The 25041-nt window shown below is 58.5% G+C and carries 21 protein-coding genes; 3 read left to right on the top strand and 18 right to left on the bottom strand.

Annotation, left to right across the window (positions count from 1 at the left end; genetic code table 11):
- Positions 1-101: 101 nt before the first annotated feature.
- From EYW47_RS22845 to EYW47_RS22785, 13 genes are all read right to left on the bottom strand, one after another.
- Positions 102-1121, bottom strand: coding sequence for an IS110 family RNA-guided transposase (locus EYW47_RS22845; RefSeq protein WP_133197115.1), 1020 nt, complete (start codon positions 1119-1121; stop codon positions 102-104).
- A gap of 122 nt (positions 1122-1243) precedes the next feature.
- Positions 1244-3640 (bottom strand): VirB4 family type IV secretion/conjugal transfer ATPase, encoded by a 2397-nt coding sequence (locus EYW47_RS22840; protein WP_133197114.1) that lies wholly within the window; start codon positions 3638-3640, stop codon positions 1244-1246.
- Positions 3631-3843: a hypothetical protein gene (locus tag EYW47_RS22835; protein ID WP_133197113.1), complete on the bottom strand. Its 213-nt coding sequence runs from the start codon at positions 3841-3843 to the stop codon at positions 3631-3633. Before EYW47_RS22835 ends, EYW47_RS22840 begins: the two co-directional genes overlap by 10 nt.
- On the bottom strand, positions 3836-4264 hold the full coding sequence (locus EYW47_RS22830) for a VirB3 family type IV secretion system protein (protein ID WP_133197112.1): 429 nt from the start codon (positions 4262-4264) through the stop codon (positions 3836-3838). Before EYW47_RS22830 ends, EYW47_RS22835 begins: the two co-directional genes overlap by 8 nt.
- 5 nt (positions 4265-4269) lie before the next feature.
- On the bottom strand, positions 4270-4602 hold the full coding sequence (locus EYW47_RS22825) for a hypothetical protein (protein WP_240763858.1): 333 nt from the start codon (positions 4600-4602) through the stop codon (positions 4270-4272).
- A 12-nt stretch (positions 4603-4614) separates the two neighbouring features.
- The gene (locus EYW47_RS22820; RefSeq protein WP_133197111.1) at positions 4615-5274 is read right to left on the bottom strand and encodes a lytic transglycosylase domain-containing protein; all 660 of its coding nucleotides are present in this window, start codon (positions 5272-5274) and stop codon (positions 4615-4617) included.
- A gap of 37 nt (positions 5275-5311) precedes the next feature.
- On the bottom strand, positions 5312-5605 hold the full coding sequence (locus EYW47_RS22815; protein WP_133197110.1) for a hypothetical protein: 294 nt from the start codon (positions 5603-5605) through the stop codon (positions 5312-5314).
- Positions 5606-5608: 3 nt separating this feature from the next.
- Positions 5609-5821, bottom strand: a complete 213-nt coding sequence (locus tag EYW47_RS22810; protein WP_133197109.1) for a hypothetical protein — start codon at positions 5819-5821, stop codon at positions 5609-5611.
- Positions 5822-5885: 64 nt separating this feature from the next.
- Positions 5886-6101, bottom strand: coding sequence for a hypothetical protein (locus EYW47_RS22805; protein WP_133197108.1), 216 nt, complete (start codon positions 6099-6101; stop codon positions 5886-5888).
- Between the two features lie 349 nt (positions 6102-6450).
- The gene (locus tag EYW47_RS22800) at positions 6451-6732 is read right to left on the bottom strand and encodes a hypothetical protein (RefSeq protein ID WP_133197107.1); all 282 of its coding nucleotides are present in this window, start codon (positions 6730-6732) and stop codon (positions 6451-6453) included.
- 973 nt (positions 6733-7705) lie between these two features.
- Positions 7706-8686 carry a helix-turn-helix transcriptional regulator gene (locus tag EYW47_RS22795; RefSeq protein ID WP_165976655.1) on the bottom strand — a complete coding sequence of 327 codons (981 nt, stop codon included), beginning with the start codon at positions 8684-8686 and terminating at the stop codon, positions 7706-7708.
- A gap of 29 nt (positions 8687-8715) precedes the next feature.
- The gene (locus EYW47_RS22790; RefSeq protein WP_165976654.1) at positions 8716-10005 is read right to left on the bottom strand and encodes an EAL domain-containing protein; all 1290 of its coding nucleotides are present in this window, start codon (positions 10003-10005) and stop codon (positions 8716-8718) included.
- 272 nt (positions 10006-10277) lie between these two features.
- Positions 10278-11558, bottom strand: a complete 1281-nt coding sequence (locus EYW47_RS22785; protein ID WP_133197104.1) for a histidine kinase N-terminal 7TM domain-containing protein — start codon at positions 11556-11558, stop codon at positions 10278-10280.
- Between the two features lie 767 nt (positions 11559-12325).
- Between EYW47_RS22785 and EYW47_RS42580 the strand changes: the two genes are divergently transcribed.
- Complete coding sequence (locus tag EYW47_RS42580) at positions 12326-12820, top strand: hypothetical protein (protein WP_338117836.1); 495 nt, start codon at positions 12326-12328, stop codon at positions 12818-12820.
- Positions 12821-12851: 31 nt separating this feature from the next.
- On the opposite strand, the gene EYW47_RS22775 is transcribed toward EYW47_RS42580, so the two are convergent.
- Positions 12852-14258 (bottom strand): replication initiation protein, encoded by a 1407-nt coding sequence (locus EYW47_RS22775; RefSeq protein ID WP_133197103.1) that lies wholly within the window; start codon positions 14256-14258, stop codon positions 12852-12854.
- Positions 14259-14937: 679 nt separating this feature from the next.
- On the opposite strand from EYW47_RS22775, the gene EYW47_RS22770 reads away from it, so the two are divergent.
- Positions 14938-16152 carry a ParA family protein gene (locus EYW47_RS22770; protein ID WP_133197102.1) on the top strand — a complete coding sequence of 405 codons (1215 nt, stop codon included), beginning with the start codon at positions 14938-14940 and terminating at the stop codon, positions 16150-16152.
- Complete coding sequence (locus EYW47_RS22765) at positions 16149-17129, top strand: ParB/RepB/Spo0J family partition protein (protein ID WP_133197101.1); 981 nt, start codon at positions 16149-16151, stop codon at positions 17127-17129. The genes EYW47_RS22770 and EYW47_RS22765 overlap by 4 nt, the downstream gene beginning before the upstream one ends.
- A 554-nt stretch (positions 17130-17683) precedes the next feature.
- Here EYW47_RS22765 and EYW47_RS22760 read toward each other — a convergent pair.
- From EYW47_RS22760 to EYW47_RS22745, 4 genes are all read right to left on the bottom strand, one after another.
- Positions 17684-18049 (bottom strand): hypothetical protein, encoded by a 366-nt coding sequence (locus tag EYW47_RS22760; RefSeq protein WP_133197100.1) that lies wholly within the window; start codon positions 18047-18049, stop codon positions 17684-17686.
- A 199-nt stretch (positions 18050-18248) separates the two neighbouring features.
- Positions 18249-18470 (bottom strand): hypothetical protein, encoded by a 222-nt coding sequence (locus tag EYW47_RS22755; RefSeq protein WP_133197099.1) that lies wholly within the window; start codon positions 18468-18470, stop codon positions 18249-18251.
- Between the two features lie 2059 nt (positions 18471-20529).
- The gene (dinB, locus tag EYW47_RS22750; protein WP_133197098.1) at positions 20530-21687 is read right to left on the bottom strand and encodes a DNA polymerase IV; all 1158 of its coding nucleotides are present in this window, start codon (positions 21685-21687) and stop codon (positions 20530-20532) included.
- 202 nt (positions 21688-21889) lie between these two features.
- Positions 21890-25039: an error-prone DNA polymerase gene (locus tag EYW47_RS22745; protein ID WP_133197097.1), complete on the bottom strand. Its 3150-nt coding sequence runs from the start codon at positions 25037-25039 to the stop codon at positions 21890-21892.
- Positions 25040-25041: the final 2 nt, after the last annotated feature.

Raw genomic sequence — 25041 nt, 5'->3', positions numbered from 1 at the left:
AAGTCCCAGGTCCTACCTGCTCGTCATCACACTCGATAGCTGCGCAACCTTTCGACGTTCACCCTGTGTTAAACGTTGATCTTCTACCGCGAATGATCCGCCTAAGCCGGCTTCACGCTCACGTAGCACTTCTGGTACGGCCGGTCATGGGCGAGCACGGCCCAGATCGTCCGCGCGATCTTGTTGGCCAATGCGACGATCACCACATTCTTCGGCCGCCGTTTCTTCATCTGCTCGACCCATTCACCGGGTTCCTTTGCGTTCTCAATCACGCTACGCGCACCGTGGATCAGCAGTGTGCGGAGATACGTGTCGCCGCGCTTCGATATGCCGTGCAGGTTTACCTTGCCACCCGAGCCTGTCTGCTTCGGTACGATCCCGACCCACGCGGCGAACTCCCGCCCAGAACTGAACGCTTTCGGATCACCCATCATTGCAACTGCCGCCGTTGCCGTCAGTAGGCCGACGCCGGGAATCTCGCCAATGGCTTTCACCGACATGTCTTCCTTCTTCCACTCGCGCATGCGGCGCTCGATCTGCGCTACCTGCTCGTCCAGCTTTGCCAGTCCGTTCCACTGCTCGCGAAGCGTATCAATGACCACCGCGGGCAGGCGCTCAGAGATCCGTTCAAGTACCAACGGTATCTCCTTGTCCAGCTTGGCCCGGCCCTTGCTCATCACCTCGCCGTACTCCATCAGCAGTCCTCGCAGATTATTGATCTGCATCGTTCGGAACTTGATCAATTGCTGCCTCATACGGTGTAGCCCCAGCATCGCTTGCTGCATCTCGGTTTTTATCGCGACCGCCTTGCTTGGCTGCTGCACTGCCAGCCAGATCGCCTTGGCATCCGCCGCATCGTTCTTGTTACGTATGTTGAACGCCTTCACGAACTCTGCCGGCATCAGCTTCACCTCGTGACCCATCTTCATCAGTTGCCGGGCCCAGTGGTGCGCTCCACCGCACGCTTCCATCCCGATCACGCAGGGTGCCCGGTTCGCGAAGTGCTCGAGGAACTTTTCCCGCTTGATCGGCTTGTTCACAAGCTCACCCGTTTCCTGATCGACGTAATGCACCTGGAACACGTTTTTCGCGATGTCCACACCGACTGCTGTACGATTCATCACAGGATCCTCCGGTCGCTTTGGAAAATTCCGTATTTTCCACTTTGGGCACATCGATGCCGTTGGCCCGTGAGGATCCACCTTCCTTTGCTCACTCGGTCACGGGGTGGGACGCGTTCATATCAATTCTCCTCTGTGAGTTCCGTCTCGGGCGTGCGATTGCGCTTGCCCTTGCGGCGCGCCTGGAACAGCTGCATGCGCAGATCCGTATCGCCGTGGGCCTCGCGCGTGCACTCCTCCCAGATCGCCACGTTGTCGAGGCTGCTGGACAGCACCGCGATCTCGTCGTTCATGCCGCCCAGATCCAGCGTTGCAAACGCCGACTGGTTGCTCTGCTTGATCAGGAAGGTCCGCGACTCCTTCGAGAGCCGCTTGAGCGTGTCGAACTCGCGATCGGTCAGGTTCAGGAGCTTGTAGCCTTCGCGCGTCGCATCCGGATTCGGCAGATAGATCTTGGTCGCCGTCAGGTCGCGGATCTCGGCGAATACCGGACACTGGATCGCGTCTTCCGGAGACTGCGAATCCAGGATCATGAATTCATCGGCCTTGCGGCCCGTCTTCAGCGACTTGCGGATCAGCTCCTGCGTGGTCGGATAACTCGCCGGCAGCCAGAATTCGGCGATCACCGTCGCGAGCAGCCCGCCCTTCTTCTGCATCTGGTCCTTGAGGTACAGCAGGTGCGCGAGGACCGGCTCCGTGGCGGCATAGTCCTTCTTCAGGAAGTCCGTGACGTCGAAACCGATGCGGCGCACGTCAGCGATGTTCGTCAACGTGTTCGGCACGTTGTCCAGCGCCCAGGCGAATCGACCGTTAGTTGCGCCGCACCACTGGCTCAGGCGCAGCCACAGGCTGTTTTCCTCGCCCGTGTCCGGAATCGACTCCAGCAGGCGACTGAAAGTCCTGTGCTCGATGTTCTGCAGCTTCATCACCGTGTCGACGGCATGCTTGATCTGCCGCTGGTCGTCGGCGCTGAGCTTGCCGTTCTCGTCGCGGCAGCATGCGCCCACCAGGTCATACAGGTGCGCGAGGTTGCGCTTCGTCTCGGGCAGGCCGAACGGCGCAAGACCCGTCGGCTCGCCTTCGCGCAGCGTGTAGTAGAGCGCGCCCATCTCCTCGAGGAAGATCCGCAGGCCCTGATCGAGGTCGAGCGCGAAGATCTTCGGGTCGAAACGCTCGAGGAACGCGAGCAGCATCGTTTCGAGCGTTGTCTTGCCCGTTCCCGTCGAGCCGAGAATCAGCGTGTGGCCGGCCACCTTCTCGCCGACGCTGTCTTCATCCAGGCGTGAAGCGTGGCAGTTCAGGCTGAACAGGCTCTTCGCGACCGTCTGCACGGGCATGAGTGCCGAGCCATCACCGAGCGGATTGCCGCGCGCCTTGCCGGCCGAATAGGTGTGCATCGAGAACGACGACGCGAGACTGCGGGTCGACTTCGGCATCGGCCGTGGCTTCATCCTGAATCCCGGCACTTGGCTCATGTACGTGAACGGCGCCGACGCCGTCGCCTTCACGAACTTGAAGCCGCAGTCGTTCAGCGCACGGCTCGTCACGTACGCACCGTTACTGATCGCCTTCTCCGGCGTGTCGCCATACACGATGAGCGCACCGTGATAGTCGCCGAAGGCGAGGTCGCGCCCGGCGATCAGCGCGACCGCCTGTTTCAGCTCGTCAATCTGGTGCTTCGCCTTGTCTTCGACCGAATTCAGGTTGTTGATCTGGTCTTCGATCGCCTTCATCGCCTCAGCGGTGCTCAGACAGCCGAAGCTCTGCGTGAGGGTGAATTCGACCGGCAGCGACAGCAGCGGATTCGTCTGCCCCCAGCCGGCCTTCGGAAAATCCTTCAGGTCGTAGCAGACCGCGAAGCGCGTCGAGCGGTCGGTGCGGATCTCGACCGTGTCATAGTGGAAATGCAGATGCGACGTCGGGATCAGCTCGCGTCCCGTCGCCTGCGTGACCGGCACACGTTCATCGATGCCGTTCACCAGCTCGCCGATGAACTGGTATGGCTCGGAGAACAGGATGCCGTTGTGCCCGTACGTTTCCAGCAGTTGCGGATCATAGGACACGAGCGCCTTCGTCAGTCCTTCGCCCAGCTCCTCGAGCTCGCGCACCGTTTCGTCCAGGTCATCGCCCTGAAGGATCACGGTGATGTAGAAACTGTTCTCGAAGTGGTCGTGCTTGCGGAATCGCTGCAGGTACTTGTCGACGGCCTGCTGGATGAACGGGTTGTAGAAACGGTACTCGTCTCCGAACGACACGCGCCGCCGGCGGAAAGTGGTCCACAGCGACAGGCGGTTGCCCTTCTCCAGCGTCATCGCGGCCAGTTGACGGTTCCAGCTGTCGTAGCGGGCCTCGATCTCGCCGCGGCTGACCGATTCGAACGGCACGCCGTTCACGCGCAGCACCATCATGGCGCCGCCGCTGTCGATGCTCGTCGCACTGACCGACACCGGGCGACCGAAGCGCGGCAGCTTGTCCTCTGCGGCCGCGACGAGCCGGTTCAGCTCGTTGCTCACGCGCATGGCTCGTCTCCCGCGCCCGGCGCATCGTCTGCCAGGTTGCCGCTGCCGCGCACAATCCGGAACTCCCGCTCCGTCAGGCGAAGCATGTCGTAAAAGACGTTGAAGGTGGTCTTGCCCGCGCCAGGGCGCACGTGAATTATCGTGTTACCCACCTTGGCCGGCCTTGCACCGTCGGCGGCCGGCATGCAATCGCGGTTACTCATCTTCGTCCTCCTGTGCGTGCGAGAGCAGGCTGTGACGCAGCGCCTCGAAGCGCTCCAGGTCCCGGCCGTGCGCAAACGCGCGGGTGTACACGTCCAGATCGCGCCCGTAGCGCATCGGCGCGAGCGTGCAGGTCTTGCCGAACACCGATACGCGCCGGCGGTCGAGCCAGCAGAGGAATTCCAGCCAGGTCAGGCGCAGCGCCTGATCATCGGTCTCGCAGACATGGCGGAAAAACAGGAAGACCGGCACGCCGGCCGAGCCGATCAGCAGGCCGCCGGGGCCCAGCACAAAGCCGCCGGTCATGCTGGCGATCAGCGATGCACAGCCGATGATCAGCGCCGGGAACATCGGCACGCCGCCGATCATCGCGATCCGGTTCAGGCCCGCGTAGGACGGGTAAAGCGTACGGTCGTCTTCCATGACGATCAGCCGAAGAGGCCGAATGCCCAGCCGGCCAGCACGAGTGCCGAACCCACACCGGCCACCTTCGCAATGCCGCCGCCAAAGTCATGGATCCAGTCCGCCTTGTTGGTCCAGCACTGGATCCCGGTCCACAGCAGATACGAACCGGCGCAGATACCGCAAAAGCTGTAGAACCACGTCGTGAAAGTGTTGGCGGCCTGCGTGCCCGCGGCCAGACCGCCACCCGCGCAGGCGGCGCGAGCGACCATCGACATCACCACGCCAGCCCCAATGCGGCGTGCATGCATGCTGCGCATGCGCAGCAAGGCCACGGTTTTGGGAAAGATCTTCTGCATCTGTATGCTCCGTTAAAAATCGCCCAGGGCGTCCCAGGCTGGGTGGTGATAGGCCTGCCGGGCATGGTCTGCCCCGGTGGCGGCACTGGATGAGTCATCGGCCCGGCGCACGCGCGCCGGGTGCGCTGCCGTGCGCGCAACCGGCGCCGCGCCATCCGGCACGACAGCGATCGGTGGGACGACCGTGGCGCTCGCACCGATATCGACCGCATTCGCAGCCACGCGCTGGACGTAACTCGTGCCCCCTTCGTCCGCCCTGAAGCCGCGCGTGAAATTGCCGCTGTAGTAGCAACTGAGCGCTGCACGCACGGCGTCCTGCGGCGCGCGGCCGCCGGCGGCTGCGCGGGTGTAGCAGCCGGAAAGGATGACGCCGCCGGCGCGCAAGTTCGCACACGGGTCGAACACGGTTTCGCTGGTGAGGCCATAAACGCGCAGGTTCGCGCGGTTGACCTGTGCCAGGCCCATGCTGTAGTTCCAGCCAGCCGCCTCGAGCGCACGCGCGGTGGCGATGGCTTCGTCGCGGGTGCGCGGTTGCCGCACCAGTCGGCCGCCGACCACGCCGATTGCAAAGGGATTGAAGCCCGATTCTGTCTTGACCAGCGCCTGCAGGGTGGTGGGATAGACCGCAGGGGCGCACTGCTGCGCGAGCATCGCGAAGTCGACCGGCATCATGACAACCCCCATGCATGCGGGAACGCGAGGTGCGTTTTCATGCGTCACCTCGTCCGCGCCAGGTCCGCTGCGCGGCGCCCTCCGCGAGGGCAACCGCGATCGGGGGAAACTGGAGCGTCACCAGCACTACGGCCGCACCGGCCAGGGCCAGGGCGAGCGCCGCTGGCACCACGGCCAATAGCGATAGCCTCTGCACCCGCTGGGCAGCCCAGGGCACGTAGGACTCCAGAAACCACTGCATGCCACCGCAGCCCCACGCGATGAGCACGCCCAGCTGCATCAGGCCGACTCCGACCTGTTTCGCAAGGGGATGTCTAAATTGGTTGCGCATGGCTCACCAACCCTGGTTATCGCGCGGCCGGCCGCGCTGGTATGCCACATAGCCAATTGCAGCCCAGCCCAGACCCACGAGCGCGACAGCAATCAGATCGCGCAACGACGAGTGCCGCTGGATCACCCAGTACGCGAAGCCAAGGAACGATGTCGACATCAGGAACAACAGCAGCGCGCATACGCCCTTTCGAATCCACCTGAAAACCCTGCCCATAACGGTGTCCTCCGATCTGGTCAGATCCCACCGGCATACAGCCAGCCGGCGGTGCCCCTGCCTGCTACCCATCCTGTCCGGTCTCATACGCGCGGACGAAGCCGCGAGACAGCAACTCATGCTTCGGCTGGTCGAAGAAACAGCGCGTTGCCAACGAATCCGGAGTGTGAAAAGCATGCGGGTAGGCAGCGCGCAGGATCTCGATTTGCGCGTCGATCGCGTCTATACCCGCTAGCGATGCATTTAGTAGTGCTTTCTTTTCCGCGTTATTCAATGACATGTCATTGTCCTCCGGGGAAAATCAATCAGGGACGGCTACCAAAGCCGTACAAGGGGAGCGGCGGGATTGTAGTGGGGTGGCGACGAGGCGATCCCGAAGTATTCGGGGCGGGATTTTGCTTGCTTTTGATGCTCTACCAGACACGCTTATGGGCCTGTCGGCTGAGAGCGCGCGCCGAAGCATCGGACGCGCGAGTAGCGCGGCCGCCACGACAAGCACGCGCAGGTTTGCCTTGGTCGCACAATGGGACCAATGCGCTACAATCCGCGTAGCCATTCCGGTTTTCCTCAACAGTTGCTGCGTAATGGTCAGGTTGATACCGGTGCGTCAACACTGGTATCAACCGCTTCTACCGCGACTCCAGAACAATCGACCCAATTTCCACGCTGATGCTTTTCGCGTCAGTGCAATACGTCAAGGCAGCCTCGATCGCCTTATCCAGCGCAAGCCATGTGCGCGTTGGGCCTCGCTGCGTTTGAATCTGGTGGATCTGCCGGGAATCGGTAAGCAACTCGATCTCCCATGCTTGGCCACTACCCAAAAAAATCCTGACCCGGTACGGCTCATCAAGCAGGCCACGCGCGATCTCTGCGAGCGTCACTCTCATCTCTGTTTCGGTCTGTTCGATCAAAACAGGCTTTTTGCTGGATCGCGCGGAAGACATCAATCTGAAATTATCAAATTCGAATTTTTTTATCAAAATCCATATTTGATTTTTTACACCAGACAGAGGCCGGCGTCAAGTGTCAGACGAATAGACTTGGCCCATTTGCCGATCCTTCTGACAAACTCCGCAACACCGCGCCAATCATCGACGATCGATCGCGGCCCGAAGAATTGGCGCGCGTCTCGGCTTGACTATCGTTCCGCTACTTCCATAGTGCTTGAGTTATCTCCCCCAGGCACCACTCCTCCATTTCGGCCCTTCGAGCACGCAGCTCGACAATCAACTGTGCACTTTTCGACCTTTCCTCCACTTTCGCGCGCGCTGCTAACCATGCGTCCACATCGCTTGGCAGTCGATATTGCGAACAAACGATTCCATCCATCCCAACCTCTTGATGCGCCTCCAATTAACTAACCAGCCAACATGAAGCTGTCGGACCTCATGATCAACCCGAACTCAACCAACTAGGTCGAAGGGCCTTACAACTTTTTCGCGATACCGACAGTCCACGCGAATGGTCTGCGGCCTAGTCCAAAAAACATTAAGTTTGTTGCAAGCAGATTTAAATGTTAAGCGTTGGGCGTGCGTCCTCATCCGGCTCACGTTGAAATAAAGCGCCACGAAGAAGAATTCGCCGTAAAGCCGGTCACGCAAGGCCCGTACTATGCATATGCGATCGAACCAAACACGCATACCCGGCGACGTGTGCTCGACGCACCCTGAAAAATCGATGGCGAAGTTGCGTTACCTGGACGAAGGAACCCATCGATCGGTACAAAGCTGGGAGATCTACTGACCGGCCACCGCGAGTCTTGATTCCCGTGAACACTAGCTGAGTGGTAGTTTAATGGCTCATTGATGGCCAAATCGCCACTCGATTTACCCCTTGTCAACACGGGTGATTTACGGTAAGCAGACGATGAAGTCTTCAAATTACCTATTCTAGCAAGCCTTTTTCTGTCGCTATAGCCAGAGATTTGGTAATACTTGCCGATCCTAATTTTTTATCAATCTGGGCATAAATCCGATACACAGTCTTGGAGGATAGACCTAAGCTTGATGCCACATTTGCAGCTGACCCTCCAGCGCTGACAATGCGAAGCACCTCTATCTCCCGGGGTGTCAGCTTATAAATGGAAGCAGCTTCGTTGCGGATGTTTCGTACCTCCCAGCTCAACAGCTCAGTTGCAAGATCTCGCAACAAGAGCCGCTTTGGCGCCTCCAGCATTGTCTCAACTGCTGCCGCATTTGAACCCGCAATCTGGAGAACTCCGATCAGTCCTTTTCTAAGATGTACCGGGAATACTGCGACGTGGCCAAATCCATACTTCGGCGCATCGATCTGACTCCAATGGAGCTCGCTGACCTCGAGTTGTCTATCGGTGGCAGGAGACACACTACGCTTCGCATATTCGAGTACAGGGTCATTCATGTACCAGACGCGATGAATATATTTGTGCATCCATCCCGGATGACAGCCTAACAGACATCTCTGATTGCTAATATCGTCTGTTTTCTCCTCGACGTGAATCCATCTATACAGAAAACTCGTGCCACCAACATCCTCTATAACAGCGGCGACAAACTCATAGAGTTCGCTTTCATTAGCGCAATCCCGCACTCCATCGATATTCTGACGTCTCGTTACTGCACTTCCGGCTTCACCTCGAGTCACATCGGATTGCCCTAGTACGTTAGCCAATGTGTGGTATTGTGAGCGTAAGTGCTCTCCATAAGGATCGGCTGCGCAAAACTCTGCCAGCCGCGTATTTTTTTCAAATGCAAAGAGTTGGCTAAGTGTCATCCCGCCATACTGAGAAATCTCGTGCTCGAGTAACAGCGCGCTGGATCTTTCGCCGCGACCCCATAACCGAAGATTCACCACATCGCGGGCAATTCTTACGTTTGCTTCGTACAAGACGGGGGCACGAGAGTCATTGGCTCGCGTCATCGATCCTGCTCTAGAGAGGCAGCGGTGATCACTGGCACAACTTCACCTTGCGCACTGATCCCTTGGTACTGACGTAACCAGGATAGCTGATCCACCCCGTCAACCCCGTCGACAACTACTGACATTCCGAGGTTAAGCGCGACGTGGACAATTCCTTCAAAGACGATCAAGGTCGGGCGATCCTTTCGCGCGTCGCGCACCAACTTGCGATCGATCTTGATTCCTGCAAACAATTGACTTGACAGCAGAGAAAGCGACGCAGCACGAGCGCCAAATGCTCCGACGATCACTTGGATACCTTCAGCTCGTAGCGCCTTCAGCCTCGTCTTGAGTAGCTCTCCTCCACCGTGGATTTCACCCTCAGCTAGCTCCATATGCAATGCAGTTGGATCGATATCAAAAACTCGCAGCCAACGCAAAGCCAATGAAGCGATATCTCCTTCTATTAATTGGGATAACGATACCTTAATTAAGAGATATTCGGGCGCGCGGCCGCGCGTGCGCCAAACACTGAATTGCCGAAGCGCTGATTCCATCGCGACCGCGCCTATTTGCGGACCGAAGCCTGTACGCTCAGCGAACGGGAGAAATTCCTCTGCAGTCAGCAATCCTCTCTCTGGGTGTTGCCATTTTAAAATAGCCTCCACACCAGCCTCCCGCTGCGTCGCGGCGTCAACGATCACTTGATAATCAAACAAGAACTCCCCTTCACGAATGGCATATTGCAGTTCCTGTTGCCGTTCGATTTCGTGCATTGCACGAGTCGAGAGGTCCATGGTGAAATGCCTGTAAGCACTGATACTGTCAACGCGGCGTGCGGATTTCGCCGAGTACATTGCCAAATCAGCCTGAGTGAGCAGATCAAACTCTGACGTCGCTTCGTCGTGCAGTGTTGCAATTCCCATGCTCAAGCAAACTACGTAACTATCCCCACGCAACCCAAACGCGATTTTGAATTCCTTAACAACTTCTTCAGCAATTTTTTGTGCAGTGTTCTGAGATTCGTCAGAATCCACGACTATAGCGAACTCGTCCCCGCCAATTCTCGCTATGACGTTCGCAGCACCCGCGATTGCGGATAATCGTCTCGCAACACTCTTTAGCAATTCATCGCCGTAGTTGTGCCCTAATAAATCGTTTATCTTTTTAAAATTGTCTATATCCACGTAAATCAAAGAAAGCGCACCATATCGGTACAACCTTTCGATACGGGCCTTTAGTAGAGACATTAAGTAGTGTCGATTCGGTAGCCTGGTAAGGACATCAATCTCAGCGAGATATTTCATTTCACGCGCTAACCGACGCATCGTGGCCTCACTGGACACTAGCCTCCCAACGATAGCACTTATTACAAACGCGGAACCTACGAGTACACTAGTCAAGATCGATGCAAAGATTACATAGCGGTACGGGAACTGATGTACAGACTCAGTAGACGCCGAATAGGCGGCCTGAATCTGCACGTAAGCGAGCAACCAGGTTGAAATGGTTATGGCAAGAGTAGTCAACCAAATAGCCAACAACGGGCGAAATTGGGCGCCCCTTTCGACGCTGGCCATCAGTGCAAATTACCTTCTGGTTTCGAGTTTTGCTGCGCATTTAGAACGCGCATCAATTCATCAGGTGCCTCATCGTCCTCGTCTTCCGAATCAATTTTTTTCGTGTAGAGACGATCGATACCCAATTGAGTAAATTCTGCTCTGACTGGTGCGTCCAAACAATTTTCTTCGTCAAAATAGGAAATCACTTGCGCCGCCTCGTGAAACGTTCCACAACAAACTACCTGGTCTCCTCCACGAGAGCAGGTAGTCTTAACTATAGTTATGCTATCCAGTGATTTTTTCTGGAATTTGTATGTAATGCGCGCATTTTCTGCGGTCTCGACTGAAACGCTAATTGGGAATTCCATTTTATGCCTCCCAAAAGGAATTTTTCGCACAAAAGCTTTCAGCGCCGCATCAAGAAATGCGCCCGTTTCAGCTTCACACCTTGTCATCGAGCTTACAAGCTTAGTGGTCCGGGCAACTTGGTCGAGGGTAACTCGCTCGTCGCACAACCCTGCGTCGACTGCTGCCCTATATCCGCGCAGTATATTTACCCAGTTATTCGATAGAGCTTGCAGTTCTAACGGGCTTTGTCCTTCGAATAATTCCGTGCAGGCAATCGAATCATTCGATAATGTCGGCGGTTTAACCAAATCAAAATATGTCAAACTGATCGCCAGCATGCATAGACCAAACGCGACGAAAACAACGCCAGGTGGATATATGGCATAGCCATAGTTGACCGCATAATCGATCACGGCCAAACTGAAGAAGCACACGCCAGCCAGACAAAATCCAAACGCTATTCTGCGATTTCCAGTGGCGTAACGTCTACCGTCCGCAAAAAGCACCATCACCCTGATCGCTGCGACCACCGTTTGCGCAATGTGCAAAAAAAGCAAAGGCCCGGCTTTAGGGTATTCACCAAAGAAATATTTATGTGTCCCATATATAACGGTATTCGTGACAAGCAGAAGCGCCAATAAACCGAAACTAAACGCATAACAAAGCCAGACCGCTACCCTCTCACGTTTCCGCTCGGTTACCTCAACAGCAAAATGATAAAATGTTGCTGGAATAAATAGAATGAATGCGTAACCTGTTTTTGCAATAAAAACCGATATGTCTAGTGAACCAGAGACGAAGAGAAACACCCATGCGCACTGCCAAGCAAAAGTGGCAAGGCTTAACAGGAGAAATGGAAGACAAATACGCATGGGCTTTCCAACTGCAACAACGTACAGCCCATAGGATAAAAAAATGGAGGAAACAATTGCAGGCAGCGCAGCGTACACGGTTCTCGCTTATGCATATTTGCTGTGATGGTCTTTTAGACTGCCAACGGCGTAATCTCATGTCAATCGATTCGAACAAAATTTAACATTTATTTAACCCATTTTGCATAGGTATTAAATGCCGAAACTTTTTCAGACGAGAAAATATTGCCGCTATTAATAGATGTGGCACCGCGTAGACCAGGTTGGCATTGCTATTTGAATCGGAGCGTTTACACACACATTGCGTGCGGCCTGTTTCATTCGATATTCGTAGACCACAATGAAACTGTCACCGGTGCGACAATAATTGTTCAGTGCGCCATCTCTTACAACGAGGTCTAGCAAACCACGTTGTTCCCGAATCATGGCCTGTCCACGGAACGCGAATAGGACGCGAAGTCACCGGCGCTGGCGAAACGCTCGATGGTCCGGTTTCCAACAAAATGACCGTGGCAAGGGTGTGGCCAATAGGCACAGTCGCCAGCAGGGCGTAATCCGGGTTCGGTGCAACCTTTCCTGAAGACGCATTTCCGCGATCTCGATCTGGAGAGCGAGCGTCGCGGCGACCGCCTCGTTTTCACGAATCGCGAGCGCCACGTCGTCTTGCAGATGTGCCTGATCGATGCCGATCTGCGTGACCCGTTCATGGTGCTCTCCTCTACCTTGGACCGAACTACCTGTCGTAGAACGGGCGCTGGGATCGGGCTGGCCATTTCATTGTGTCCCACACCCCAAAATGTCTGTGTCCAGCAAATAACTTCTGGATTGGACCGGAAGCCAATGAAGTGCGCGAAGTGCTCCGACGGGGCAAACTCAGCGGCGCCAAGGCCGCGCAGATACTGGACCTCGGTACCGGGGGCGACGCGGCCATTCCCTATGCGAGCTGGGCCATCCTGTGCGCGGTCGCCAGCCTTGGCCGCATCTGGCAGGCGGCCGGTGGTTCACCGCTCGCCGATGCTCCGCCGTCTTCAAGTGGCCCCCCCTCGCCCGACGAGCTCGCGGATGCATTTGGACGGGCCGAGGAATTCATCGAACGAATCTGGACCGGTCAGGACGCCGCTTCGGTAGCCACCATCGGCAATTGTCGCGATTCACTCGTGCGGATGAAACAGGCCCAGCATGCCATGTCCACACGCGAGCAGACAGCCGGGTTCGATCACGCCCGGTTGCAGTGCGTCGCAATCGTCGGCGGTTGTCGCCAGCGGCTACCTCTGTCTGGAATAACGCGACGACAGCTAATACTGGCCAAGGGGAGATGCATGAACAGGTCTACAAGGTGAAGGCGTAACCGGTGGTCGGCCGCCGCCTCGCTCACTTCGGGTGCGCGTCGATTACCTTCTTCATGCGCGAACACACGTGTGTGCAGAAAGTCTCAGCGAGCTGCCGGTTTGCCGTGAGGATGTTCTCAGTCGTGAGCGACTCACGCGAGACGCCAACCCTGGCCATTTGCCGCTGGTGCAGCAGACCCGTCACAAACGTGTGCAGTAGTTCTTTTCGGATATGGGCGTCCGCCGCCTCATAGAACTCCCTGCCGGCGTCAGCCTCCGAACGGACTTTGGCGGCTGCAATTTCGGCTTGGGCTTTCTCAGCCTCTCGTCGCTGCGACTCTGCGTTTTGACGGGCGCGTGCTTCCTCCTGCGAATGCTGGGACTGTTGCGATTGAACAGCCAACATCTTCTTTTCGGCGCCACCAATGCGGTAGTTCCCTTCGAGCGACTTGAAGAGATAGCCCTTGGGGCTGATGGTGACCTTGCCCTGCGTCAACCTGGTCTGCGTGTATTCGATGGCCTGCACAAGGCGTTCATCCGTCCAGGTGTGCCGATTATTTGCGAGGCGCAGAAAGTCCAGCTCATCAAACGCAAACTCGTTATGAAGCACGAGGTACATTTCATCCGGAATGCCTGCGCGCGCGGCATCAGCGCCCTGTTTCTTCGTGAACCGGAAGCGCAGCTTCATCTTGTCCGCGGACACGCGCGCGGCGTTCGCTTCCCAGCTAACCTCAAAATCCGACTCTTCGTTGAGCTGCTGCACGGCAGGCTCAAGGAAATGCTTACGGAACTCCTTGAAGACCCTACGCGATACGCCGACCTTTCCTGGCCATTCGAGAACGTCTTCGTACGCGAACCACTCGGTTACGCCATGGCCCTCGCATGGAATGAGGCGATCATAGACTGCGCGCGCGAGCGATAGCGTAAACTTCGCAGCATCGCGCAGGCTGAGCCAATGAGCCTTGTACGGGCTAATGAGATATCGAATCACCCGCCCTGAGAGCAGGATGCACACCACGTTTCTCTCGATGTAACAATCGCCAAGCAGACTTATCGTGCCCCACGAGTCCTTCTCGGTCAGTTCCTCGATTGAGGGGGCTGTCATGATTTCAACGCGGGCCTTCGCGGCGGCACGCATCTGGGTGACGAGATGGCTGTGGTTGCGACTGTCGTAGCGCATCAGCCACTTGAAGTAGTTGATGTCCTCGGAAAACGTGTAGACCTTGTCGTCGATGAGTTCGTCAGGCGCCTTCGATGCGACGATGAAGTATGCGGCGTCGAGCACGCGCCGCGCGGCGATACCAAGTCCGCCGACACGGGTGAAGATGTTGTTTCGGAGATACCCAATGTCCCTGTCTGCCTGGTCTATCCGCGCGTCTTTCCCGGACATGTCGTCGTAGATGTCCAAGGCAAGTTGATGCGGCGTGGCGGGAAGCGTCGGGTTTTCCATTCGTTCTTTCGGCTCAATGCCGGCACTCTATCAGCCAAGCAGCGGCTGTCAACACAAAAACCGCCCCTAATATTCGGCACTTTCACGCACAAAAAGCACCCCTTACCTTCTAGCTGACAGCCCAAAAACCGCCCGACGTTCTCACAATTTCCGCCCATCCAAACCCAATTCCTGCCAGCTACGTCACAAAAAGCGTCCCGGCCTTCACAAAAACCGTCTCTATCCACAGGCTTTTGCTTTGATAAGAAAGGCTTTTCTCGTTCCTGTTTGTAGGTTTGCTGGTTTATGTTTACAAAAACAGACAGACACAAGCCCCACCAACGCGAAAAATCCCGCCATAAAATAAAGGCCGCATCACTGTAACCATTTGATTTCAATGAATAAATTAGCCTGACGAACGGCACACACAAAAACCAACTCGGGGGCGGTTTTTGTGCTGACAACTTTCTCGCTCGGTCTTGGCGAAATGTGAATGGGTCACCGCGCGCAATGGCTTCATCCGAGGTTTACCGCCAGTGACGCGTGCTACGTCTCATCGCGAACACGCGATTTAGACGTGAAATCAACCAACTGGCGCAGAATCTTGATGTTTCAGCTAAAAAATTAGGCTCAATACAACCCTGTTTACACATAATGATGTATTCTGCGCTTTATCGTCAAAAACACGGAGAAGTGCAGAATGGATGCAGTGGCTACCACCCTCCCTATTGAAAGCCGTCGCACGACGCTTCGCGAGGTTGCAGAGTTCGCCGAAAAACTCGCACCGTTCGCGGACAACCTGCGCGAACAGATTCTCGCGCCGCGGCCGCGCAAGACTGCTCCCATATTTACTATCAGCGAACTGGCAGACATGTGCAATCTGTCGCGCCAGCAGATTCAGTATCTGGTGACGAAGTCGGACCAGGGGCTTCCGTCAGGCACGCTCAACGGCACCGGTCGCAGCCGGACGTTCACGCTTGCCGAAGTGCGCACGTGGGTGAAGATGGCCTCGGACATCTATCAAACGCGACTTGCCGAACCGGACAGCAATTTTCGAGGGCGGGTGCTGACGACGGCTCAGCTGAAGGGAGGTTCTGCGAAAACCACGACGACCGTCTGTCTCGGACAAGCCTTGTCGCTGCTCGGGCGCAAAGTGCTCATCATCGACCTGGACCCGCAGGCTTCTGCTTCGGAATTGTGCGGGCTGTATGCAGAGAAGGAAATCAGCGGTGAGGACACCGTCCTCCCCTACATCTATGACCAGTCCATCGAAGGCGGGCTGAGTTCGAAGGTGCAAAGCACATATTGGGATGGCCTAGACATCATTCCGGGGCACACGTTTTTGTATGGCGCTGAGTTTCTGTTGCCGGCCCGGCAGAAGACGATGAAGGGTTTTCGGTTCTGGTCGGTGCTTCGTGAAGGCCTCGAGCCGCTGCGTTCGCAATACGACTACATCCTGATGGATACCTCGCCGTCGCTGTCGTATATGAACCTCAACGCATTGCTCGCCGCGGACGCACTCGTGATGCCGATGGTTCCGGAGAACCTGGACTTCATCAGCTCGATGGCGTTCTGGCGTCTCTTTTCAGAAGTCGCGGGCGACTTTCTCGCGTACGAGGAAGACAAGGTCTATGAGTTCATCTCCATCCTTCTTTCCAAGGTGGATTACGGCAAGACTTCATCGGCCCCGGTGGTTCGGCAATGGGCTCAGACAGCTTACGGGAAATGGTTGGACCCGTTCGAAATTCCGGCAAGCTCAGTGATGAGTGGTGGGGCCCTCTCGTTCTCCACGGCACTGGATATCACGAATACGCATTCGACCGCTAAGTCGCTTCAGCGGGTGAAGCAACCATTGATGCTGTACGCGCGTTGGCTTGACGACATGTTCGTCAAGAATTGGAAGGGGGAGGCATGAGCAATATTCGCGAGCAGCTATTGGCCAAGACTGCAGGCCTGGCGTCGCCGGCGGAGATGACGCCGGTGAGGAAGGATGCTGATAAGGGTACTCGCAGTCCGCAAACCATGCCGGGACTTACCAGCGCCTTGACGGCCGCGCAGATCCGTATCCAGGAGCTTGAGGATAAAGGAGTAGGGACCGACTTGCGGGTCAACGAGGTTTCGCCGAACCCATGGCAACCCCGCCGCGAATTCAATGAGACGAAGCTGCATGAATTGGCTCGCTCGATTGAAGAGACCGGGCTACTGCAATCGGTGCTAGTGCGTCGAGTGGGCGATGACGCCTACCAACTGGTAGCCGGTGAGAGGCGTTGGCGTGCACATAAGCTCCTGAATCGGGAGACCATCAAGAGTGTGGTCATTGATTGCACTGACCAGGATATGGCCGCGCTCGCGCTCGTCGAGAACGTGACACGGGACGACCTCTCCGATTACGAGATTGCGTTGTCGGTCCGCCGCGCGGAGAGTGAGTTTCCCAATAAGACACGTCTTGCCAAGACGATGGGCATTTCCAGAAATGAACTCTACCGATACCTTGCCTTCGATGAGCTTCCTGACTTCGTTAAGCGTGACTTGGACCTGAGGCCGACGCTCTTGCAATCAAATCAGGCACAGGAGATTGTGAGCGCGTTGAAGAAGACTGGGGATGCCGGCGTGAAGGCGCTAACGGAGTTGTGGCCGCAGGTGGTGGCAGGTGACCTCCTTGAGTCCAAGGTCGCGCCTGCGATTCTCGCTGCAGCGACTCGCGGGGTGTCGACTCGTGACGTGGCGGGCCGGAGCATTCTCAAGATTTTCTCTGGGAATGTTCAAGCGGGCAGCATCACGAAAGATGTCGCGGGGCTGACATTTAAGTTCAAGGCCGGTGTAATTTCCGAAGAGCAGGAGCGCGCGCTCAGAGAGACAGTCGCGAAGATGTTCTCGGTTCAGCCGGAGTAAGGTCTGTAAGACTAAGATAAACAGCCTCGCAATTCGCGGGGCTTTTTTATTGCGGCGCCGATTTCATCACGACCGCGTGAGTGTTCGGACCCGAACACTTTTTTCGTGGAGAGCGGAGGTGCTCGCAGGCTTTGCTCCTCATCAACCGGCGGAGGAAATCGGTTGGACGGCAAGGTGTTCGGAGCCGAACACTTTTTGGCCGCTGAGACGCGTCCACCTCGCGCCGACGAAGGTGCTCGGATCCGAACACTTTTGCGCGACGAGTTGCGTGGAGTGGGTTCCACATCGACTAGCAGGGGGCTCTGGGCGGCAAGGTGTTCGGAGCCGAACACGTCTGCCAAAAAAGTGAACAGCCAGACACGAGGTCTCACTGTTCGGGAGAGACATTCCTATTAATGGACGAAGCGGCGATAGAGCCGCTGAATCTGCTCGAAAGTGAAGGTCCATGACTCCTCCAGTAATCCCGCCATCCTGACTTCAGACCGAGTTTGAGACGGTCCTTCAAGGTCAGCACATCGGTTTGCGTGTTCATGGTTTGGTCCTGAAATATGCGCTCATTGCTCAGATGGGCAAGTCTCCTGACTTGCCGCTTGATGCCTTAGTGACGTTTGATTCCATGTACGAGGTGCCTTTGTGCGACACACGAAGCTGCCGCAATCACTTGAGAATGCCACGTTCTTGAGAACGCTCAGTACCTCAAGCTTCCAGCCTTCCACCCGGTGGCAATGGACCTGGGTGCATTCATGTGCGAACCCAAGCCCTAAAGCACTGAGCCCAATCACGACGAATAGAACAGTTGAGTAGCCTAAGACGATGAGCCGTTCAGCCGGCTCCATCAATTGTTTCTTGATGTCTCCGTGAGATTTTCCTGCTCCGTTGTTTGAGCGAGCACCGGCCGCTTTTTTATTTGTTTTGGCCATGATTTTTCCTTGCTAGGTAAGACCCCTGTCCGAAGACTGGCTTGCATGACGCGCACTGCTGCGCGAGGTGCCTCCGCACGCCCTTCGCCACACTTGGGCCACGGATGCAGTCGCGCGCAAGATGCCGCAGCATCGAGGAAGTCGCCAAGCTCTTCGGTGACGCCTCCTGATTTTCCCTTTGGGCGCCCCCGGACCGTAGCTATACGGTCTTGCAATCAACCTGCTCGAGCTGCAGGCTCTCGTCTTCGGCGAGACGGAGCAGCGTGGACGTCAAAGGCGGGTACAGGGCCGCCGGCGCGAAGTCATCGCCCGTGTGGTTGCCGCCCTTGCTTAGATGCTTGTCCTTCGCGGTGGTCGTCGAAGGCACGACGATGGCTGAGGGCAGCGCCATCGCACGATGACGCGTCGAAGTCGTGGTCACGGTCGGCCCAGTGAGCTTGCAAGGCGCTAATCACTCGCTCCTGAACGACAACCGCGCGCCACTTGTTCCCCTTGCCCAGGACAGCCAGCTCCCGCAGCTGCATCTTCCAGCCGCGGCGCTCAACCACCGGTCTGAGCTTGTCGTGTGTGGTGCTTGCCGCTTCCGCCTGGTGCACCCTGTCGGCAGCACGGCAGCACGGCAGCACGGCAGCACGGCAGCACGGCAGCACGGCAGCACGGCAGCACGCCGCCCATATTGTGCATCGACACCCGAGGGCTCCGGGGCAAAAGCGGTCAACCCAGGGGCGCGGCGGTGTAGCGCGCGCGTACCCGCTCGAAGATTTCTCGTCATTGGACAGTGTCGCCCGAGATGGCCGGCAGTGCCTTCTTGATGGCTCCTTCAGCGCGACGACGGGGAACGCTACCGTCAGCCAGGGATTGCCGCCGACATGGCGAACGGCAGTCAGTCACTCGAACAGGCCACGTAGCACAAGCGCAGGATATGGTTGGGTGTCAGCGGGGAGCGGGCCGGCAAACGGGCGCTAGCCTGAGGAGAGGCGACGTGCTTTGGACATGCCCACCCAGTCAAGCGACGGGGTGGCGAGGAAGTCCTTGTAGCGTTTGCACTCGTCGGCGCTCACGCCAGACGTGGCCTTGCGCTCGATACATACGCACTACAGGAGGAAGCGTTCCAGTTCCGTCTGATAGCGGCTTTCGGTCTGCTCGAGGTCGCGATAGTGGCGCAGGTAGGCCCGGATGGTATCAAGGTCATGCCAAACGGCAATGAGACAGAAGCCCCGTGCAGTTGGGCCGCTCGCGCCCGTTCAGGTCTCACGATGCCGCACCTGTGTCCTGAGGGCACTCAGATATCTTCCGGACCGAGGCCGACGAGCATCAAGTCTACGCGCGGCGTTCCCGGTTTGACCTTGATCGGGTCCCCAGTGTCGCAGCATTCATCTTCGGCCACTTCTTCTCGATGGCGCCCGCCTCAGAGGCGCCGATGAGTTGCACGGGCACAAACCAGTTTGGTCCGTCCTGCTCGATGTAGGCCTTGAATAGCGACGATGCGCCATAACCGGCACTGCTCTGGCACCGTGCCTTGTCCGCCCGGGCAGAATACACCGGTGACAGCGGCCCGCCGGGCATCCCCGCCGCCTTCATAACATCGCATGATAAGACCCTAATTTTTTGCGCTTTAAGCGATCAACTGCGTCCCAACGCTAGCGCCAGCATCGACGGTATCCGCGCGTGATGACCGTCCGTGGGCGGCTGGGGAACGACGAAGGTTTACGCCCTAAGGTATTTGAGGAGGTTCTGCTCGCTACTGGGAATGAGCTCCGTTTTGCACGAGGCGTACGCGTGAAACATCAACGAAAGACAATCGATTCGGCTCAATTCCTTATGCAGCGGGACATTCGGAAGAATTTAGGGTCAATGTTTCACGAAAAAATACATGCGCAGCGGCGAAAATTGTCGAGACACCTGCCGATCTCCCTCATGTGCATCGCCTGAGCAATATTCGTAACAAACACTACGTAATGCGTAATCTGGTTATTCGTCTGCGGACAAAGCTGCCGAATGATCGCAGCGACCGCAGTCAGCCGTTCACTCGACAGTCTCAAAGAAGTGAAGCCGCGCTTGGCTCGAAGTTCCTCCTTCCATTCACGCTCATGCTCTCTTTGGAACGCACATCCCTGGACGGCGACAATCAGCCTGGCCGGCGCGTTGCCTCACGGGATGCTTTTACTCCCGATTAGTTGTGACCGTCCGGTTGCTTTGCGATGAATGCTGGCGCCCCAATCCATGTTCACATGGAGCGTCGGCACGCCGATACGCGGATGCTGCTCCGGCAAAGTATGGACATGCTGGGAAAATTGACGCCTGGCGAAGAACCGGGCTGATGCGGTGTTGGTACGCACTTGTCTGGGCTATTTCGGCAAGCCTCTACTGTCGCTGTACTGCAGATCGCGCAGCCGAAAACCGGAAAGCGGCGACAGTCGATACCGGTCAGGTGCAGGCCCGTCGCGCCTACATATCCTTCTCGACTGCCGCGGCCGGTGTCAGCAATCGAAGGGCAGCAGGCCCTGCGTTGGAACGGCGAGTGATTTGCTTTCGATGGCACGTTCGAGGGCGCTGACGCGCACACCGATGAGCCGGATACGACGGTCGAGAAGCACACGCTTCAGGCATGCCCCTGCGGCGCGCCTGATCGAGGCGGCGTCGGCCAGTGCTTCGGGTAACGACAGGTCACGCGTCACGACCTTGAAGTCCGCAAACTTGATCTTCACGCCGACCGTCCGTCCACTATAGCCCTTTCGCGCGAGGTCGCCCGCGAGCCGCTCGCAGAGTGCCGTCAGCGCGGGCGTCAGGACGGCGCGGTCTTTGTGCACGTGCATGTCACGCTCGAACGTCGTTTCGCGGCTCATCGACTTCGGCTCCGACGAGACCACGACGACACGCTCGTCGAGGCCGCGTGCGATCCGTGCAAGCCACGCTGCGTATTTGCGCCCGAAGTGCTCCTGCAACAGCCCCAGGTCTGCCGCGGCGAGATCGCCGACCGTGTAGATGCCGATGCTGTCCAGCCGCTCACTCGCCCGGGGCCCGATACCATTCACCTTTTTCGCGGCAAGTGGCCAGATACGCGACTCCAGATCGGCCATCGCCAGTATCGTGAGCCCGTCGGGCTTGTCGAGCTCCGAGCCGATCTTCGCCAGCAGCTTGTTCGGCGCGATCGCGATGGAGCAGGTGAGGCCCGTCGCCTGCCGCACGGCGGCCTTGATCCGGCTTCCAAGCGCACGTGACTCTCCCTCCAGATCGGTTAGGTCTACGTAGATTTCGTCAATGCCACGGTCTTCAATGCGATCAGTGAACGTGTGCACCGCGTCCTTGAAAAGGCGCGAATAGTGGCGATATGCGTCGAAATCCGTGGGCAGGAGGAACGCATCGGGTGCCAGCTGTGCTGCCTTCATCATCCCCATCGCAGAAAACACACCGAGCGCGCGCGCCTCGTAGGTGGATGTCGTCACCACGCCGCGGCCGACGTAATCACGAAGCCGCGCAAAACGGCGCGTGCCATCTGGCAGGGTTTCCGGCACGGCATTGCGGCCACCACCGATCACGACGGGCTGTCCGCGCAGCTCCGGGTAGCGCAGCAACTCGACGGACGCGTAGAACGCGTCCATATCGAGATGGGCAATACGCCGCGGCCGGTCGCCCATCACGTCGTCCTTTCCGCAGCATCACCGGGGAAGCCGATCGGCGTCCTCGCGTTGCGCTGCCCCTGGTCTTCCCGGAACTGGCTCGCGCAGGAACGCCGACGCGCCTCCGCACTGCTGCAGCCCGGCGGATAGAAGCGCCTGCACTTGATCAGCGCAGGTTCGGTCCTCGCACTGCCAGCACGGATGCTCATCGTCGTTCCCTTCAATGAAAATTGCGACTAACAGTCTGCAGCTGCCCCAGCAGACCACTCACATCCACGAGCCGGTTCGCGACGAGGTGCCTGACTTCGCCTTCGCGTTGCCAGACGCCGTAGACGGCCAGCAACGAGGAGCCCAACGCCTCGCGCCGGTATTTTTCGAGGATGGACTCCCAGACGATGATGTTGGTGGTCCCAGTCTCGTCTTCGAGCGTCATGAACATCACGCCGTTGGCGGTACCCGGGCGCTGGCGCACGGTGACGATGCCACAGGCCCGCGCGAGCTGGCCATTACGATAGCGCATGAGGTCTTCCGAAGGCACGAGTCGCATCTTCGCGAGTTTCGGGCGCAGCAGGGCGAGGGGATGCCGGCCCAGTGTGAGGCCTGTCGAGCGGTAATCGCTCACGAGCTCCTGGCCTTCGGTCATTGGCGCGAGCACCGGGGTGGCATCGTCGTCGGTGGCGCCACGCAGCAGGTCGCGGTCCGGCACTGCCGCGACCGCCTGCCAGAGCGCTGCGCGCCGGTCGCCCGCGAGCGAGCACAGTGCGTTGGCGGCAGCGAGCACTTCGAGATCGCGACGGTCGAGCTGCGCACGGCGCGCCAGGTCCGACACATCGCGAAATGGCCGCACCGCGCGCGCCATCTCGATGCGTGCGGCCGCCTCCTCTTTCATGCCGCGGATCAGCGACATGCCCAGCCGCAGGGGATCGTGCGTCGTCGGACCTTCGATCGTCGAATCCCAGTTGCTTACGGTCACATCCACCGGTAGCACGCGTACGCCGTGGCGCTTTGCATCCTGGACGAGCTGGCTCGGCGAATAGAACCCCATTGGCTGTGAGTTGAGCAGCGCACACGCGAATACCGTTGGCTCATGGCACTTGAGCCATGCGCTCGCATACACCATCAATGCAAAGCTCGCGGCGTGACTCTCCGGAAAGCCATATTCACCGAAGCCCTGGATCTGCGCGAAGATCTGCTCGGCGAACTCGCGCTCGTAGCCGCGCTCGAGCATGCCGTTCACAATGCGGTCGTAGTAGACACCGAGTCCGCCCTTGCGGCGCCAGGCGGCCATCGCCCGGCGCAGCTGGTCCGCTTCGCCGGCCGAAAAACCGGCCGCGAGCATCGCGACCTGCATCACCTGCTCCTGGAAGATCGGCACACCGAGGGTGCGCGCGAGCGCCTGCTCCATCTGCGGGCTCGGGAAGGTCACGGGCTCGAGGCCCTGCCTGCGCCTGAGGTACGGATGCACCATGCCGCCTTGTACCGGGCCTGGCCGCACGATCGCCACCTCGATCACGAGGTCGTAAAACTGGCGCGGCTGCAGTCGGGGCAACATGCTCATCTGCGCACGCGATTCGATCTGGAACACGCCCACCGTGTCCGCACGGCCGATCATTGCGTAGGTGTCCGGATCTTCGGCGGGAATGTCCTGCAGCTCGAATACTTCGCCGCGCTTGTCCGAGATCAGGTCGAGCGCACGGCGGACCGCCGACAGCATGCCGAGTGCCAGCACATCTATCTTCAATAATCCCAGAGACTCGAGATCGTCCTTATCCCATTCAATGACAGACCGGTCAACCATCGCCGCATTCTCGATCGGCACGAGTCGCGAAAGCTTGCCGCGGCTGATCACGAACCCGCCGCTGTGCTGCGAGAGGTGTCGGGGAAAACCGAGGAGGAGGGCGGCGAAGTGCGCCCACTGGATGATGAGAGGCGCCTCCGGGTCAAGCCCGGCTTCCGAGAACCGGCTGAGCAGATCCTGTTTCGAATCGAACCAGTGATGGGCCTTCGCCACCTTGTCCACGATCGCGGGATCGACTCCGAGCGCCTTGCCTGCCTCGCGCAGTGCGCTGCGGGGACGATAGGTCGTCACGGCCGCGGCGAGTGCCGCGCGGTCGCGGCCGTACTTTCGATAGATGTACTGGACGACCTCCTCGCGCCGCTGGTGCTCGAAGTCAACATCGATGTCGGGCGGCTCAGCTCTTTCGCGCGAAATAAAGCGTTCGAAGAGCATCGACGAGCGCGCCGGATCCACCTCCGTCACGCCCAGGCAATAACAGACCGCGGAATTCGCGGCCGAGCCGCGTCCCTGACAGAGGATGCCTTCGTTGCGCGCAAAACGGACCAGGTCGTGCACGGTGAGGAAATATTGCTCGTACTTCAGGTCGGCGATCAGCGCGAGCTCGTGCTCGATCTGCGCCTGGACCTTGTGGGGAATGCCCGCCGGCCAGCGGCGGTGCGCGCCGATCCAGGTCTCCTGTCGAAGATACGATTCGGGCGTGAAGCCGTCGGGCACGAGTTCATCCGGGTATTCGTAGCGCAACTCGTCCAGCGAAAAGGTGCAGCGCCGGGCGATCGCCACGGTCTCGGCGAGGGCGCGGGCAGGGTAGAGGTTGGCCAGGCGCAGGCGTGAGCGCAGATGCTGCTCGGCATTCGGCGCGAGGTCGTAGCCGCACTCGGCAACCGGCCGTCCCAGGCGGATGGCGGTCAGCACATCCTGCAGGGGCTTGCGCGAGCGCACGTGCATGACCGGCGCGCCGGTGGCGACGACGGGCACGCCATGACGCGCGGCCACCTGTTCGATCACGCCGCGGTGGATGTCGTCCATCGCCCGCGCATGAAGCGTCAGCGCGACCCACGCACGTTCACCAAATGTGTCCGCGAACCACGCCATCTGGGCATCGAGGCGCGCCTTGTCGGCCGGATAGTCGGGGCTCAGGATCGCGATGCAGTCCGGCAATCCCCTCAGATGCGCCTGCACCGGATCCGGGTGGTCCAGGTCGCGCGCGGCCAGCCGGTAACTGCCCTTGTCCGCCCGCATGCGCCCGAGCGTGATCAGCTCGCTCAGGTTGCCGTAGCCATCGCGCGTCATCGCCAGCGCAATGAAGCGCAACGCGGGCGAACCGTCGGCATTGGTGAGACCGAATTCCGACCCGACGATCAGGGGTATCTCTGCCTTCTTTGCCTCGACATGCGCGCGAACGACACCGGCCAGCGAGCACTCGTCGGTGATGGCGATCGCGGCATAGCCAAGCTGCGCCGCGCGCGCGGCGAGATCGTCCGCATGGGACGCCCCGCGGAGAAAGGAGAAGTTGGAGGCGCACTGCAGTTCAGCATAGTCCGGCAGTGCCCCGAACGCGGGCAGGGTTGCCATGG

It is taken from the genome of Paraburkholderia silviterrae (assembly GCF_004353915.1).
GTDB classification, from domain to species: Bacteria; Pseudomonadota; Gammaproteobacteria; order Burkholderiales; family Burkholderiaceae; genus Paraburkholderia; species Paraburkholderia silviterrae.
Note: the sequence above shows the minus strand (reverse complement) of the source record. Positions and strands in the feature narration are given on the sequence as shown.